14 protein-coding genes are annotated in these 15,003 nt (G+C 64.9%); 4 read left to right on the top strand and 10 right to left on the bottom strand.

Annotation, left to right across the window (positions count from 1 at the left end; translation table 11 throughout):
• Nucleotides 1-81 precede the first annotated feature (81 nt).
• Together fmt and def are read right to left on the bottom strand one after the other, a co-directional pair.
• On the bottom strand, nt 82-1,041 hold the full coding sequence (gene fmt / locus ACK5JE_RS03075; protein ID WP_416800244.1) for a methionyl-tRNA formyltransferase: 960 nt from the start codon (nt 1,039-1,041) through the stop codon (nt 82-84).
• A gap of 99 nt (nt 1,042-1,140) precedes the next feature.
• Nucleotides 1,141-1,665 carry a peptide deformylase gene (gene def / locus ACK5JE_RS03080; RefSeq protein ID WP_416800245.1) on the bottom strand — a complete coding sequence of 175 codons (525 nt, stop codon included), beginning with the start codon at nt 1,663-1,665 and terminating at the stop codon, nt 1,141-1,143.
• A gap of 112 nt (nt 1,666-1,777) precedes the next feature.
• On the opposite strand from def, the gene dprA reads away from it, so the two are divergent.
• From dprA to ACK5JE_RS03095, 3 genes are all read left to right on the top strand, one after another.
• Nucleotides 1,778-3,073 (top strand): DNA-processing protein DprA, encoded by a 1,296-nt coding sequence (dprA, locus tag ACK5JE_RS03085; RefSeq protein WP_416800246.1) that lies wholly within the window; start codon nt 1,778-1,780, stop codon nt 3,071-3,073.
• 60 nt (nt 3,074-3,133) lie between these two features.
• Complete coding sequence (locus ACK5JE_RS03090) at nt 3,134-4,036, top strand: hydroxymethylglutaryl-CoA lyase (protein WP_416800247.1); 903 nt, start codon at nt 3,134-3,136, stop codon at nt 4,034-4,036.
• A gap of 79 nt (nt 4,037-4,115) precedes the next feature.
• The gene (locus ACK5JE_RS03095; protein WP_416800248.1) at nt 4,116-4,604 is read left to right on the top strand and encodes a hypothetical protein; all 489 of its coding nucleotides are present in this window, start codon (nt 4,116-4,118) and stop codon (nt 4,602-4,604) included.
• 51 nt (nt 4,605-4,655) lie between these two features.
• Here ACK5JE_RS03095 and ACK5JE_RS03100 read toward each other — a convergent pair whose 3' ends face one another.
• The 8 genes from ACK5JE_RS03100 to ACK5JE_RS03135 form a co-directional block, all read right to left on the bottom strand.
• Nucleotides 4,656-5,675 (bottom strand): amino acid ABC transporter substrate-binding protein, encoded by a 1,020-nt coding sequence (locus ACK5JE_RS03100; protein WP_416800249.1) that lies wholly within the window; start codon nt 5,673-5,675, stop codon nt 4,656-4,658.
• A gap of 108 nt (nt 5,676-5,783) precedes the next feature.
• Nucleotides 5,784-7,055, bottom strand: coding sequence for a phenylacetate--CoA ligase family protein (locus tag ACK5JE_RS03105; protein WP_416800250.1), 1,272 nt, complete (start codon nt 7,053-7,055; stop codon nt 5,784-5,786).
• Nucleotides 7,056-7,069: 14 nt separating this feature from the next.
• Entirely contained in the window at nt 7,070-7,897 is an 828-nt protein-coding gene (locus ACK5JE_RS03110; protein ID WP_416800251.1) for an ABC transporter ATP-binding protein, read from the bottom strand.
• A 45-nt stretch (nt 7,898-7,942) separates the two neighbouring features.
• A complete protein-coding gene (locus ACK5JE_RS03115; protein WP_416800252.1) occupies nt 7,943-9,274 on the bottom strand; it encodes an ABC transporter substrate-binding protein in 1,332 nt (443 codons plus the stop codon).
• Between the two features lie 89 nt (nt 9,275-9,363).
• Nucleotides 9,364-10,425, bottom strand: a complete 1,062-nt coding sequence (locus ACK5JE_RS03120; RefSeq protein ID WP_416800253.1) for a branched-chain amino acid ABC transporter permease — start codon at nt 10,423-10,425, stop codon at nt 9,364-9,366.
• Nucleotides 10,426-10,440: 15 nt separating this feature from the next.
• The gene (locus tag ACK5JE_RS03125; protein WP_416800254.1) at nt 10,441-11,370 is read right to left on the bottom strand and encodes a branched-chain amino acid ABC transporter permease; all 930 of its coding nucleotides are present in this window, start codon (nt 11,368-11,370) and stop codon (nt 10,441-10,443) included.
• A gap of 9 nt (nt 11,371-11,379) precedes the next feature.
• On the bottom strand, nt 11,380-12,219 hold the full coding sequence (locus tag ACK5JE_RS03130) for an ABC transporter ATP-binding protein (RefSeq protein ID WP_416800255.1): 840 nt from the start codon (nt 12,217-12,219) through the stop codon (nt 11,380-11,382).
• A complete protein-coding gene (locus ACK5JE_RS03135) occupies nt 12,220-14,181 on the bottom strand; it encodes an AMP-dependent synthetase/ligase (RefSeq protein ID WP_416800256.1) in 1,962 nt (653 codons plus the stop codon).
• A 146-nt stretch (nt 14,182-14,327) separates the two neighbouring features.
• On the opposite strand from ACK5JE_RS03135, the gene ACK5JE_RS03140 reads away from it, so the two are divergent.
• Complete coding sequence (locus ACK5JE_RS03140) at nt 14,328-15,002, top strand: Crp/Fnr family transcriptional regulator (RefSeq protein ID WP_416800257.1); 675 nt, start codon at nt 14,328-14,330, stop codon at nt 15,000-15,002.
• The last annotated feature ends 1 nt before the right edge of the window (nt 15,003 follow it).

A 15,003-nucleotide genomic window follows, 5' to 3' on the forward strand; every position in this document is an offset into this window, starting at 1 on the left:
CGCGCCGGATCGGCCCACGGCGAATCGAGACGCAACAAGTCGGGGCGCACGCCATGCGCGTTCCCCGCGCACGGCCCAGCACTACCCGCGATACGCGCGCATGAATTCGGCCACCGGCTGGCGCCGGCCACCGGGCTTTTGCAATGCCGTCACACGCAGCACCCCCTCGGCCGTCATCACATCGATACCCTCGGGCGTCATGGCCCTGATCAAGCCCGGCGCAGTCTCCCCGGACCCGGCCGTGTCGGCAGGAGCCGGCAGCGCCCGCGACGCCCAGACCTTCACCGGCTGATCGAAACCCGGCAACATCATCGTCGTCCCGGGAAAAGGATCAAAGGCCCGGACCCGCCGGGCCAGTTCCTGCGCAGGCCGTGAAAAATCCAGCGCCGACTCGGATTTCATCAATTTGTCCGCGTAACGCACCCCGGCCTGCGGCTGCGGTACCGGCTCCGGCGGGTCTCCGGCTTCCAGGCGCGCCAGAACGTCCACGATGGCCTGTGCGCCATCGGCCGCCAGGCCATCATGCAGGCTGGCGCCGGTTTCGCCCTGCGCCAGTGGGCGCTCCACCCGGTACAGCATGTCGCCCGTGTCCAGACCGGCATCCATCTGCATGATGGTCACGCCGCTGACGGAATCCCCCGCCTCGATCGCGCGCTGGATGGGCGCCGCGCCGCGCCAGCGCGGCAGCAGGCTGGCATGGATGTTCAAACAGCCATGACGCGGCAGATCCAGCACCCATTGCGGCAGGATCAACCCATAGGCCGCCACGACCAGCGTCTCGGGCGCCAGCCCTTGCAGCGCATCCCTGACGGCGCGGGCGTCTTCCGGATATTTGCCGTCCAGCCGCAGACTGCGCGGTTGCAGCACGGCGATCCCGGCCCCCAGAGCCGCCTGCTTGACGGGGCTGGGCATGAGCTTCATGCCGCGCCCCGAAGGCCGGTCCGGCTGGGTCAGCACACAAACCACCTCGTGTCCCGCCCTGATCAGGGCGTCCAGGGCCTGCCGGGCAAATTCAGGCGTACCCGCAAAAGCAATGCGCATTCAGTGTCCTATGGGGTTGGCTTGGCGGCTCGCCCCCGCGGGCCCGGGTCTGTCAGGCCAGGCGCCGAAAGCGAGCGCGCGAATCGGTCTGGCGGCGCGCTAAGCCCCGGCGGCTTCGCGCTGGGCCTCGCGCTGCTGCTTGCGCAGCCGCGTGCGGATGCGGTTCTGCTTGAGCACCGACAGGTATTCGACGAAGACCTTGCCCAGCAAATGATCGAGTTCATGCTGCACGCACACGGCCAGCAGGCCCTCAGCGTCGAATTCGTACGATTCGCCGTGCTCGTCCAGCGCGCGCACGTGGATCCGCGCGGAACGCTCGACCTCGTCATAGATCCCGGGCACCGACAGGCAGCCCTCTTCGTAGACCTGAAGTTCTTCGCTTTTCCAGGTGATCTCGGGATTGATCAACACATGCAGATCATTGCCGTCCTCGGACACATCGATCACCACCACCCGCTCGTGGACGTCCACCTGCGTCGCGGCCAGACCGACGCCGGGCGCGGCGTACATGGTTTCGGCCATGTCGCGCACCAATTGGCGGATGCGCTCATCCACCTGCTGGACCGGCGCAGCAACCGTGTGCAGCCGAGGATCCGGATATTTCAGAATAGGAAGCAGTGCCATGTCAAAAACGGTAACGCTCATGCAAAGCTCTATGATAAATCAGGAGTCTGACTCAGGACAGGAACATCCCGCCCGCCACGAATTCCGGCTGTATTCATGGCACACTGACGACATGCCCCTGAACGCCCCGGAAACCGAACTGCGCGCCTGGATCCGCCTGAGCCTCGAACCCGGGCTGGGCGCCGCCCGGATCCGCCTGCTGCTGTCGGTCTTCGGCATGCCGCAGGACATCATGGCGGCCACCACCGGCAACCTCGCCCGCTATCTGGATTCCGCGCTGGCGGCCCGTCTGCGCCAGCCGCCCGAGCCCGAACGGCAAGCCGCCATCGACCAGACGCTGGACTGGCTGCAGGCGGATCACCATCGTCTGCTCACTCTGGCCGATCCCCAATACCCGCGCACCCTGTACGCACTGACCGATCCGCCACCGATCCTGTACGCCCACGGCCGGCTGGACATCCTGAACCGGCCCATGCTGGCCATCGTGGGCGCGCGTCACGCCACCGTGGACGGAACGCGCAACGCCCATGCCTTCGCGCGCCATCTGGCCTTGCAAGGCTGGTGCGTGGTCAGCGGCCTTGCCGACGGGATCGACGGTGCGGCCCACGCAGGCGCTCTCGATGCCGGGGACGCGGGCGGCGGCACCCTGGCCGTCCTGGGCACCGGCATCGACCGGGTCTATCCGTCCAGCCACCATGCCCTGGCCCACCGGATCGCCGATCAGGGTCTGCTGCTGTCCGAACTTCCCTTGGGGGCCCCTGGCCTGCCCTTCCATTTCCCGCAACGCAATCGCATCGTCGCCGCCCTGAGCCAGGGCGTGCTGGTGGTCGAGGCCGCCGCGCGCAGCGGCTCATTGATCACCGCCCGGCTGGCCGGCGAGTTGGGGCGCGAGGTCTTCGCCATCCCCGGCTCCATCCATTCTCCGCTTTCGCGCGGCTGCCACGCCCTGATCCGCCAGGGCGCCAAGCTGGTCGAATCCGGCCAGGACATCATCGAGGAACTCCGGCAGACCGCGCTGCCCGGCATGCCCGCGCATACGCCCGCAGTCCCGGCCTCGTCGCGCGACACGGCCTCATACGCCCCGGCCGGCTCCGGGCAGGACACCGCAGACACCTCGAATACCGCAGACACAGCAGATCCCTCGGACACCGCAGACGCTGCCGCTCCCCTCGATCTGAATTCAGCGATCAGCCTGACCGACACCGACACCGACACCGACACCGACACCACAACCGACCCGGACAGCGGCGCGCTGTTGCGCCTGATCGGTCACGATCCGGTCGATCTCGACACCCTGCAAGCGGAACTGGGCTGGTCCATCGACCGCCTGATGGCCCAGCTGACCCGGCTGGAAATCTCCGACCGGATCCATCGCACCGCCGATGGCCGCTACCGGCGCTCGACCTGAACCCGGCTGCGCTATGATGAATGCCGGTTTCGCATCACAGACTCAACCGGACGCACCTTCATGACCGAATACATCAAGATCGTCGAAGTCGGGCCGCGCGACGGCCTGCAGAACGAAAAGCAGTTCGTCGACACCGCCATCAAGGTCGAACTCGTCAACCGGCTGGCGGCGGCAGGCTTCGCCAACGTCGAAGCCGCGTCCTTCGTCTCCCCAAAATGGGTGCCGCAGATGGCCGACGGCGCCGAGGTCATGGCTGGGATCGGGCGCAGCCCAGGGACGATCTATTCCGTCCTGGTGCCCAACCTGCGCGGCTTCGAGGGCGCACTGGCCGCGCGCGCCGACGAGGTCGTAATCTTCGGCGCCGCCAGCGAGGCCTTCTCCCAGCGCAACATCAACTGCTCCATCGCTGAATCCATCGCCCGCTTCGAGCCCGTCGCCGCCGCCGCAAAAGAAGCCGGGTTGCGCCTGCGCGGCAGCATCAGTTGCGCGCTGGGCTGCCCCTACCAGGGCGAAACCCCGGTGGCCGCCGTGGTCGATGTGGCCGAACGCATGCTGCGCCTGGGCTGCGACGAAATCGACGTCGCCGACACCATCGGTGCGGGCACTGCGGCACAGGTCGGCCGCGTGCTGCGCGCCGTCGGCCAGGTCACCGACCTGGGCTCCCGGGTCTCGGGACATTTTCACGACACTTACGGGCAGGCCCTGGCCAACATCCTGGCGGCGCTGGAATGCGGCGTGCGGATCTTCCACAGCTCGGTCGCCGGGCTGGGCGGCTGCCCCTACGCCAAGGGCGCCACCGGCAACGTCGCCACCGAGGACGTGCTCTATCTGCTCCATGGGCAGGGCCTGCACACCGGCGTCGACCTGGATGCCGTCGTGGATATCGGCCAGTGGATTTCCGAACAGATCGGTCGGCCGACATCCAGCCGCGCGGGTCGTGCCCTGGCGCTGAAGAAAGCCTGACGCATCCCGCCCCACCATGCCCCGGCCCGGTCGGGGTTTCCCAACCACGCCGCCGCGCAGCCCGATCCGAACTGTCCGCATGAACCTCCCGACCTCCATTTTCGGCCGTCCCTCCCCCGAAGAACACGACGCCCTCCTGGCCCAGATCGGTCCGCTGCCGCTGCGCGGCCGCGCCTGGCCACGCTGGATCGCCGCCATCGCCTGGCTCATCATGGCCGTGATCGCCGTACGCCTGGTCATCGTGCTGCAGCTCTCGCCAGAACGGGCGCTGCCCATGCCGGTCATCGCCAGCATCGTGGTGTGCTTCGGCGCCCTGCTCTGGATGAGTGTCCACATGTGGACCTCGGTCACGGAGGTCTCCGACTGGGGCATCCGCCAGTCCTGGATCACGCGCCGCGAGGTGCCCTGGACCGAGATCCAGTCCACCAAGTTCATCCCGCTGTTCGCCTCGAAGAAGCTGGTGTGCTTCGTGCAGAAGGGCCGGCCCGTGATCTTCCAGGCCGGCACGCCGGAACTGCAGGCGGCCTTCGCGCGGATCAGCCTGGTCTATCGCAAAAGGACGATGTAAAAAGCCTGCCTCACGAAGGAGGCAGGCTTTTTACGGACCAAGGCGCACGACTTACCGGATCGGCAGCGGATACAGCAGGCCGCCGTCCTTCCAGAGGGCATTCAGGCCACGCTGGATCTGCAAGGGACTGCTCATGCCCACATTGCGCTCGAACGACTCGCCATAGTTGCCGACCTGCTTGATGATGTTGTAGGCCCATTTCTCGTCCAGGCCCAGGTTCTTGCCCGCGCTGCCGCTCACGCCAAGCAGCCGCTGCACATTGGGATCGCTGCTGGTGAGCTTGTCGTCGATGTTGGCCGAGGTGATGCCCAGTTCTTCGGCGCCCGCCATGGCGTTGAAGCTCCATTTGACGACGTTCAGCCAGGCATCATCCCCCTGCCGCACGAAGGGGCCGAGGGGTTCCTTGGAGATGATCTCCGGCAGGATCACGTAGTCGTCCGGTTTGGACAGCTTGGAAATACGGATCGAGGCCAGGCCGGAGGCATCCGTGGTGAACACATCACAGCGGCCGGCCGAGAAGGCGTTGACGACCTCGTTGAACTGCTCGATCACGACCGGGGTGTATTTGACCTGATTCGCGCGCGCCCAGTCAGCCATGTTCTGCTCGTTGGACGTGCCCGTCTGCATGCAGACCGTGGCGCCGTTCAGGTCGCGGGCCGACGTGATCCCCAGGGACTTGGGGATCATGAATCCCTGGCCATCGTAGAAATTGATGGCGGCGTGAATGGCCCCCAGCGCGGTATCGCGAGACTGCGTCACGGTCGTGTTGCGCGCCAGCAGATCGATTTCGCCCGATTGCAGGGCGGTGAAACGCTGCTGCGCGTTCAGCGGCACGATCTTGACCTTGGAGGCGTCTCCCAGCACGGCAGCGGCCACGGCGCGGCACATATCCACATCGAGGCCTTTCCATTCGCCCTTGGTGTCGGGCGCCGAGAACCCCGCGAATCCGGTCGTGACGCCGCACTGGACGGCGCCGCGTTCCTTGACCACGGACAAGGTATCGGCCTGAGCCAGAGGCACCCCGGCACCCAGCAGCACAGCCAGGCCGGCCATCAATTTGAATCCACGCATGGAAGAGTCTCCCTCAGTCTGCTTTATGAATGCATACATAGTAACTGAGGGCGCCGGAAAATCCATCCGTTCCTTATGCCCGAACGGCATATGTCCGCAGCCAGACCATCAGTCGTAGCGCCGCACGTCCTCGATGACTTTGCCGTCGTTGGGCAGGCTGCCGGCGGCCACGACCTCGATCGAGGCCCGCAGCTTGGTCTGCTCGCGCACCGTGGCGGCCACAGCCTCGGTATCGAGCGCCTCATTGGCTTCGACCCGAAGCGTCATGATGTCATGACCGGTCTCTCCCGAGACCACCAGGCGGGCGCGACCGATCTGCGCATGCCGCGCCAGCACGCGGGCGATCTGCTCGGGATGCACGAACATGCCGCGCACCTTGGTCGTCTGGTCGGCGCGACCCATCCAGCCCCGGATGCGCACATTGGTTCTCCCGCAGGGCGAACTCCCCGGCATCAGCGCCGACAGATCCCCGGTGCCGAACCGCAGCAGCGGATAATCCGCGTTCAGCGTCGTCACCACCAGTTCGCCGACCTCTCCCTCGGGCACCGGCTGACCCGTCCCTGGCCGGACGATTTCGAGGATCAGATCCTCGTTGACGACCAGGCCTTCGCGCGCGGATGTTTCGAACGCGATCATACCCAGGTCGGCGCTGCCATACGCCTGAAAACCCTGAATGCCGCGTGCCCGGAACCAGGCCTGCAACGACGGCGGATAGGCCTCACCCGAAAACAGCGCCAGATGCAGCGAGGGCAGCGCCACCCCCATCTCGTCGGCCTTTTCCAGGATGATGCGCAGAAAACTGGGCGTACCCGTGTAGGCGTGCGGCGCGAGATCCGCCATGGCCCGCACCTGCTGTTCGGTCTGCCCGACGCCGCCGGGAAAGACCGTGCAGCCCAATGCGTGGGCGGCGGTCTCCATCATGGAGCCGGCGGGGGTGAAATGATAGGAAAAACAATTGTGTACGAGCATGCCGGGGCGCACGCCCGCCGCATGCAGGGCGCGGGCAAAGCCCCAGTAGTCCGGCCGCACCCCTTCGGGTTCATAGATGGGCCCCGGCGAGGCATACACCCGTCGCGCGTCCCCCCACCCCACAGTGGAAAATCCGCCGAACACGCGCAGCCGCTCCACATCGGCGATATCTCCTGTCTGGACGACGCGGGCCGCTTGCTGGACTTGCAGCAATTCGCTCTTGCGCAGCACCGGCACGCGGGTCAGGGCCTGACGCGAGTCCAGCGTTCTCGGGTCGATATCCCCTAATTGCCGGGCGATCGCCGTCGCCCGCCCCCGGGCCTTTTCCAGCGCAGCGGGCAGCCGTTCGAATAACCGTGACTCCCGCTCGTCGGCGGACGCGGTCTCGCGCGCATCGTAGTATGCCTGCATACCATCCCCCCGTATCAGGCCAGCCAGCGCTTGCGCCGGCGATAGAACTTGGTGTCGCGGAAGCTGGTGCGCCCCGCGCCGGAAACGCCCAGATAGAATTCCTTGACGTCCTCGTTTTCGGCCAGCGCCCGGGCGGCGCCGTCCATCATCACGCGGCCGTTTTCCAGGATGTAGCCATAGTCCGCATAGCGCAGGGCCACGTTGGTGTTCTGTTCCGCCAGCAGAAAGCTGACGCCCTCGCGCTGGTTCAGATCGCGCACGATCTCGAAGATTTCTTCGACGATCTGCGGCGCCAGCCCCATCGAAGGCTCGTCGAGCAGGATCATGCGCGGGTCGGCCATCAGCGCCCGGCCGATGGCGGCCATCTGTTGCTCCCCCCCCGATGTATAGCCCGCCTGACTCTTGCGGCGTTGTTTCAGGCGCGGAAAATAGTTGTAGACCCGCTCCAGCGCGGCGTCCTGGTGGGCGCGCCCAAGGCGCCGCGTATAGGCGCCCGTGAGCAGATTTTCCTCGATGCTCAGGTGCGCAAAGCAGTGCCGGCCTTCCATGACCTGCACGACCCCGCGCTGCACCAGGTCGGCCGGCGACAGGGATTCGATGCGTTCACCGCGATAATCGATCCCGCCCTTGGTGACCTCGCCGCGTTCTCCGCGCAGCAGATTGGAAATCGCCCGCAGGGTGGTGGTCTTGCCGGCGCCATTGGCGCCCAGCAACGCCACGATCTTGCCTTCCGGCACGACCAGGGACACGCCCTTGAGCACCAGAATGACGTGGTTGTAGATGACCTCGATGCCGTTGACGTTCAACAACACCGCGGGTTCGGACGCCTGTGTGCTATCCATGGTTTCCTCTCCCAGGGGCCGGGCAGCGCCCGGCCCCGGTACAGCTTACTCAGCAGCGCAGTCGCGCGTCGGCAGTTTCTTCTCGGCGGCGTACTTGTCACCCAGAGATTTCACCAGCGGCTGCACATATTTGGGGTTGGACTGGTACCAGTCGGACACGACGTTGAATTTCTTGCCGTCCCACTGGATGATGCGCGCCCAGTCGTCGCCCATATGGTTCTCGCACGAGGTCTTCACCGGACGCATCAGCTTGGCGAAGCCCAGTTTTTCCAGACGGGCCTCGTCCAGATTCAGGTTTTCGTAGCCCCAGCGCACCTGCTCGGGCGTCATGTGCTTGCCCTTGCCGAATTTTTCCTGGGCCGTGCGGATGGCCTCGACCTGCAGCATGGAAATCATCATGCCGCGCGTGTAGGCCAGCGAACCGAACGTGCTGCCATCCGTGTCAGCGCCCTCACCCTTGTCATAGACATATTTCTTCATGTCCTCGTGGACGCGGCCGTGTTCAGCGCTGTTCTGGATGGTGATGCCGTGGTAGCCCTTGGCGACATCGCCCAGATCCTTGACATCGGTCTCGGAGCTGGCCCACCAGATACCGTACATCTTGTCGCGGGGATAGCCCACGCCCTGCGCCTCGCGGATGGCAGTCGGGGTCATGATCCCGGCGCTCCAGAGGATGACGTAGTCCGGCCGATTCTTGCGGATCTGCAACCAGGTCGATTTCTGTTCGACGCCGGGCGCGGCGACCGGATAGAGCTGCAGGTCAAAGCCGTTGGCCTTGGAGCGTTCCTCGAGCAGCGGGATGGGCTCCTTGCCGAAAGGCGAATCGTGATAGATCAGGGCGATCTTCTTGCCCTTGAGCTTGTCCTCGCCGCCCAGCTTCTTGGCGATGTCCTGGATCATGACATCAGCCGCGGTCCAGTACGTGCCCAGCAGCGGGAAATTCCACTTGAACACCCGGCCATCGGCCGATTGCGACAGGCCATAACCGACCGTGACCACGGGCTGGCCGTCGACGATCGCCTTGTCGGTCACGGCAAAAGTAATGCCCGTGGACTGGGTGTCGAAGCCGGACGCCCCGCCATTCTTGTTCTTCAGGCGCTCATAGCACTCCACGCCCTTGTCGGTGGAGTAGGCGGTCTCGCATTCCTCGTAGGTGATCTTGACGCCATTGACCCCCCCGTCGCGCGCGTTGACGAGCTTGAGGTAGTCGATCTTGCCGTTGGCCCAGGGAATGCCCAGCGGGGCGAACGAGCCGGTCCGGTAGACCAGCAGGGGAATGAACTGCTCCTCGGCAGCCTGGGCGGTACCGGCGACACCCACCAGTCCGACGGCAGCCAGCAGCGCGGCGGCGGCAGTCTTCGTCAATGCATGCTTCATCTGTAGCTCCTCCTGGTGCGTGTGGCACCTATCATGTCAACACGGAACGGGTCCGACCGAACGCCGCTCCAGAACCCCATCTCGATGCCTCAATGGGGGAACGGCCAGATCCTCAGTTTTTCCTTGGCAATGCTCCACAGTCTGGCCAGACCGTGCGGCTCCGCGATCAGGAAGAAAACGATCAGGAAGCCGAAAACCATGTGTTCGATATGCGAGGCCACGTCCACGGGCACGCTCAGACCCAGCCAGTGCGGCACGTTGGTCAGCAGCACCGGCACCAGCACCATGAAGGCCGCGCCGAAGAAACTGCCGATGATGGAACCCAGGCCGCCGATGATGATGATGAACAGCAGTTGCAGTGAGCGGTTCAGGTCGAAGGCCAGCGGCTCCCAGGAACCGAGGTGGACATAGGCCCAGAGCGCACCCGCCACCCCGATGATGAAGGAGCTGACGGCAAAAGCGGTGAGCTTGGCGTACACGGGGCGGATGCCGATGACGGAGGCGGCCACGTCCATGTCGCGGATCGCCATCCACTGCCGGCCGATGGCGCCGCGCACCAGATTCTTGGCCAGCAACGCGATGATCGCCACGAAGCACAGCACGAACAGATATTTTTGCGAGGGCGTCGTCACCGGCAGGCCGAAGACCTCGAGCGCCGGAACGGACACATTGCCCGAGGACGAATAATTGGTGAAATAAGGGATGCGCAGGAACGCCCAGTCCATGAAGAACTGCGCCGCCAGCGTCGTCACCGCCAGATACAGGCCACGGATGCGCAAGCTGGGCACGCCGAACACCACGCCCGCCAGGGTGGCGAACACCCCGCCCAGCAGGATCTGAACCACCAGCGGCGGGTCCAGGCGTACGCCGAAATTCCAGGCGGCGTAGGCGCCCACCGCCATGAAGGCCCCCGAGCCGATGGAGATCTGGCCGCAATAGCCCACCAGGATATTCAAGCCGATGGCCGCCAGCGACAGAATCAGGAAGGGGATGAAGATCGCCTGGAGGAAATAGTCCGACGCGCTCAGCGGGACGACGATGAAGGCGATCAGCAGCAGGCCGGTGACGAACCAGCGGTCCTGGCGGATCGGGAAGATCTGCTGATCCGATCGGTAGGTGCTCTTGAACTGGCCGTTTTCACGATAGAACATGGATAAGGCTTCCTGTCAGACGCGGTCGATGATTTTTTCGCCGAACAGACCCTGAGGCCGGAACAGCAGGAATACCAGGGACAGTACATAGGCGAACCAGATCTCGATGCCGCCGCCCACATAAGGGCCCAGATAGACCTCGGACAATTTTTCGCCCACCCCGATGATGAGGCCGCCGACAATGGCGCCGGGCACCGAGGTCAGCCCCCCCAGAATCACCACGGGCAGCGCGCGCAAGGCGGCCGTGGACAGGGTGAACTGCACGCCGAATTTGGAGCCCCAGACAATGCCCGTGACCAGCGCCACCAGACCGGCCACCGTCCAGACCACCACCCAGATGCGGTTCAGCGGGATCCCCACCGACTGCGCGGCCTGATGATCGTCGGCCACAGCGCGCAATGCCCGGCCCACCTTGGTGTACTGGAAGAAGAACGCGAGCACCGCCACCAGCACCGCCGCAATGGCCGCCGCTGTGAGGTCCTCGAGGCTGATCAGCACGCCGCCGTCGAACATCGCATCGAGAATGATGACCGGGTCCTTGGGCATGCCGACGTCGATCGAGTAGACCGAGCTGCCGAACAGGATCTGGCCGATGCCGTCCAGAAAATAGCTGATGCCGATGGTGGCCATCAGCAGCGTGGTGGCCTCCTGGTTGACCAGATGGCGCAACACCAGCCGCTCGACCAGCGCGGCCACCAGCCACATGAACAGCGCGCTGAGGACAAAGGCCAGCAGATTGGCCAGCACGAGCGAATCGCCGCCCAGCCAGTCGTTGATCCAGCCTGACAGGCGGGCCATGGCCAGCGCCGCGATCAGTACCATGGCGCCCTGGGCGAAATTGAACACCCCGGAGGCCTTGAAGATCAGCACGAAGCCCAGGGCAACCAGAGCGTAGAGCATGCCGCTCATCAAGCCGCCGATCATTGTTTCCAGAAAAAATCCCATTGCGGCTCCTCAGTGGCTGGCGCCCAGGTAGGCCCGGACGACCTCGGGATCGTTACGCACCTCGTCGGGCGCGCCGTCGCCGATCTTGAGACCGTAGTCCAGCACCACGACCCGGTCGGAGATGTCCATGACGACGCCCATGTCATGCTCGATCAGCACGATCGTGGTGCCGTATTCATCGTTCACATCCAGGATGTAGCGGCTCATGTCCTGCTTTTCCTCGATGTTCATGCCCGCCATGGGCTCGTCGAGCAGCAGGATGCGCGGTTCCATGGCCAGCGCCCGGCCCAGGTCGACGCGCTTTTGCAGGCCATAGGGCAAGCGGCCGACCGGGGTCTTGCGCCAGGCCTGGATCTCCAGAAAATCGATGATGTTCTCGACGACCTCGCGGTGGGCGAGTTCTTCACGCTCGGCCGAGCCCAGCCGCAGCGCCTGGGCCAGCACGCCGCTTTTCATGCGCAGGTTGCGCCCGGTCATGATGTTGTCCAGCACACTCATTCCCTTGAACAGGGCCAGGTTCTGGAACGTGCGGGCGATCCCCATCTCGGCGGCGCGACGCGGATTCATCCGGGTGAACTGCTGGCCCTGCAACAGGATGCGGCCCTCCTGGGGTGTGTAGACGCCATTGATGACGTTCAGCATCGAGCTCTTGCCGGCGCCATTGGGGCCGATGATGGCGCGGATCTCGTGTTCGCGCACATCGAAAGAGATGTCCGTCAGCGCCTTGACGCCGCCAAAGGACAGGGAAATGTTCTGCATGTCCAGGATGACGTCGCCGATGCGACCGGCGCGATCCGCCGCGCCGTCGGCCGTCGTCTCCGTGGTCTGATCTGTCGCCACTTGGGTCATTCAGGCTACCTTTTTCAGGGGTTCGGGCCGGGTGACGGCCGCGGGTTCGATGCGCAGGTCGGCGGAGATGTGGCCCGTGCGGCCGTCCTCGAACTTCACCTCGGTCTCGATGTACTGGTTCGCACGGCCCTCGAACAGGGCATCGACCAGCACGGCGTATTTTTGGGCGATGAAGGCGCGGCGGACCTTGCGGGTGCGGGTCAGCTCATCGTCATCGGGGTCCAGTTCCTTGTGCAGAATCAGGAAACGGCTGACCTGCGAGGCCGCGAGCTTTGGATCCTGGGACAGATCGACATTGACCTGCTCGACGCATTCGCGGATCAAGTCGTAGACCTCTTCCTTGCCAGCCAGATCGGTGTACCCGGCATAGGGCAGGCCGCGGCGCTCGGCCCAGTTGCCGACGGCCTCGAGGTCGATGTTGACGAAGGCGCAGACCTCGGTGCGGTCAGCCCCGAAAGCCACGGCTTCCTTGACAAAGGGGAAGAACTTGAGCTTGTTCTCGATGTATTTCGGCGCGAACAGGCTGCCATCGGCGAGATGGCCGACGTCCTTGGCGCGATCGATGATTTTCAGCTGACCATCGGTATCCAGATAACCCGCATCACCCGTGTGATACCAGCCATCCTCGGTATAGGATTCGGCCGTCGCCTTGTCGTTGCGGTAATAGCCGGAGAACAGGCCCGGACTGCGCAACTGGATTTCGCCGTTATCGGCCACGCGGATGTCCACGCCCTCGCAGGGGGGACCAACCGTATCGTCCCGCACCTGACCATTGGCCTGGACGCAGACGAAGACCGAGGTCTCTGTGGAACCGTAGAGCTGTTTCAGATTGATGCCGATGGAGCGATAGAAGACGAACAGGTCGGGACCGATGGCCTCGCCCGCAGTATAGGCCACCCGCACCCGGCTCATGCCGAGCGTATTGCGCAAGGGGCCGTAGATCAGCAGGTCGCCCAGAGCGTATTTCAGACGATCGATGGGGCCGACCCCCGCGCCGCCATCCAGAATCCGGTCCCCCACCCGCCGGGCCAGGTCCATGGCCCGCCGGAACAGCCAGCGCTTGAAACGGCCGGCGTCCTCCATGCGGATCGTGACATGGGTCAGCAGGCCCTCGAGGACGCGCGGCGGCGCGAAATAATAGGTCGGGCCGATGTCGCGCATGTCGATCGACACGGTCTCGGGCGATTCCGGATGGTTCACGGTGAAGCCCGTGGTCAGGAACTGCGTGTAGGAAAACATGTTCTGGCCGATCCAGGCGGGCGGCAGGTAGGCCAGCACATCCTCGCGATCGGTCAGGCCCTCGAAATGCTCGATGGCCCGCGCCCGGTCGATGAGCGCATGGTGGCTGAGCACCACGCCTTTGGGTTTGCCGGTGGTCCCGGAGGTATAGAACATGGCGGCCGTGTCTTGCGGGCCGATCGCGGCAATGCTGACGCCGATCTCGTCGGGCAGGCGCCGGGCGCGCTCGTCGCCACGATCAAGCAGCGCGCCCCAGGCCAGCAGGCGCGGATCGTCGTAATGCCGCAGGCCGCGCGGATCGTCATAGACGACATGGCGCAACGCCGGGCAGCGGTCCGAGACCTCCAGCATCTTGTCGACCTGCTCCTGGTCCTCGGCCACGACCACGCCGACTTCGGCGTCCTGCAGCACGAAAGCCATCTCCTCGGCCACGGCGTCCTGATAGAGCGGGACGGGAATCGCGCCCAGGCACTGGGCCGCCATCATCGCCATATACAGCCGGGGACGGTTTTCGCCGACGACCGCGACGTGCTCGCCGGTCTTGACCCCCAGGTCGGCGAGGCCAGAAGCCACGCGCCGCACCTCGTTGGCCACCTGCGCCCAGGTCAGCGTCTGCCAGATGCCGAGGTCTTTTTCCCGGATCGCGGGGCGCGCGCCACGCACTTGCGCGTGGTGCATCAGCAGGGCGGGGAACGTCGTCTCGGCGTGGGATTCCTGTACCATGATGGTCTCCTGGGCCTTGCACCGTTCGCGGTACGCGGGCCCTTTTGTACGCCTCTGAAGGGCGGTGTCATAATCTAAGGTACAGGCTACGCTTTGCTCCGACTGTCGCACATATGACATTCGATCTCGATCTAGGGTAAGTCCCCATGAATCTGTCTCAGGTTTTGCCGGCGCGCGCCGCCTGGTTCGACCTGCTCGACGACGAACAACAGGCTCGCGTCCTGCAGGACACCACCGTGGCGCACGTCGAAGCCGGCACCATCGTTGAACACAAAGGCGGCGTCGCCTACACCTGGATCGGTGTGCTCGACGGCCTGCTGAAGGTCTCTGTCGGCAATGCGGACGGCAAGCTGGCGTCGCTGACCGGCGTGCCGGCCGGCGGCTGGATCGGCGAAGGCTCGCTGCTCAAGCACGAGGCCCGCAAATACGATGTCATCGCCCTGCGCCGCAGCACCATCGCCCGCCTGCGCGGTGATACGTTCTATTGGCTGCTGGATACCAGCATCCCGTTCAACCGCTATCTGCTGCACCAGTTGAACGAACGCGTGGCGCAATTCATCGGCAAGGCCGAATACGACCGGCTGCTGGCGCCCGATGCCCGCGTGGCGCGCTGTCTGGCGGAGCTGTTCAATCCGCTGCTGTATCCGGGCAATTTGACACGTCTGGAAATCACCCAGGAAGAAATCGGCTTCCTGGCGCGCATTTCGCGCCAGCGCACCAATCAGGCCCTGCGCTCACTGGAAGCCGCGCACCTGCTGAAAATCGAATACGGAGCCGTCCAGGTGCTGAACCTCGACGGGCTGAAGCGCTACGGGATCTGAT

Origin of the sequence: Castellaniella sp. (assembly GCF_047971665.1) — a bacterium.
Taxonomy (GTDB): Bacteria; Pseudomonadota; Gammaproteobacteria; order Burkholderiales; family Burkholderiaceae_B; genus Castellaniella.

What these genes read in the sequence shown, in the direction of transcription:
- fmt (WP_416800244.1), bottom strand. Translation starts at nt 1,041, where the DNA reads ATGCGCATTGCTTTTGCGGGTACGCCTGAATTTGCCCGGCAGGCCCTG.
- def (WP_416800245.1), bottom strand. Translation starts at nt 1,665, where the DNA reads ATGGCACTGCTTCCTATTCTGAAATATCCGGATCCTCGGCTGCACACG.
- dprA (WP_416800246.1), top strand. Translation starts at nt 1,778, where the DNA reads ATGCCCCTGAACGCCCCGGAAACCGAACTGCGCGCCTGGATCCGCCTG.
- ACK5JE_RS03090 (WP_416800247.1), top strand. Translation starts at nt 3,134, where the DNA reads ATGACCGAATACATCAAGATCGTCGAAGTCGGGCCGCGCGACGGCCTG.
- ACK5JE_RS03095 (WP_416800248.1), top strand. Translation starts at nt 4,116, where the DNA reads ATGAACCTCCCGACCTCCATTTTCGGCCGTCCCTCCCCCGAAGAACAC.
- ACK5JE_RS03100 (WP_416800249.1), bottom strand. Translation starts at nt 5,675, where the DNA reads ATGCGTGGATTCAAATTGATGGCCGGCCTGGCTGTGCTGCTGGGTGCC.
- ACK5JE_RS03105 (WP_416800250.1), bottom strand. Translation starts at nt 7,055, where the DNA reads ATGCAGGCATACTACGATGCGCGCGAGACCGCGTCCGCCGACGAGCGG.
- ACK5JE_RS03110 (WP_416800251.1), bottom strand. Translation starts at nt 7,897, where the DNA reads ATGGATAGCACACAGGCGTCCGAACCCGCGGTGTTGTTGAACGTCAAC.
- ACK5JE_RS03115 (WP_416800252.1), bottom strand. Translation starts at nt 9,274, where the DNA reads ATGAAGCATGCATTGACGAAGACTGCCGCCGCCGCGCTGCTGGCTGCC.
- ACK5JE_RS03120 (WP_416800253.1), bottom strand. Translation starts at nt 10,425, where the DNA reads ATGTTCTATCGTGAAAACGGCCAGTTCAAGAGCACCTACCGATCGGAT.
- ACK5JE_RS03125 (WP_416800254.1), bottom strand. Translation starts at nt 11,370, where the DNA reads ATGGGATTTTTTCTGGAAACAATGATCGGCGGCTTGATGAGCGGCATG.
- ACK5JE_RS03130 (WP_416800255.1), bottom strand. Translation starts at nt 12,219, where the DNA reads ATGACCCAAGTGGCGACAGATCAGACCACGGAGACGACGGCCGACGGC.
- ACK5JE_RS03135 (WP_416800256.1), bottom strand. Translation starts at nt 14,181, where the DNA reads ATGGTACAGGAATCCCACGCCGAGACGACGTTCCCCGCCCTGCTGATG.
- ACK5JE_RS03140 (WP_416800257.1), top strand. Translation starts at nt 14,328, where the DNA reads ATGAATCTGTCTCAGGTTTTGCCGGCGCGCGCCGCCTGGTTCGACCTG.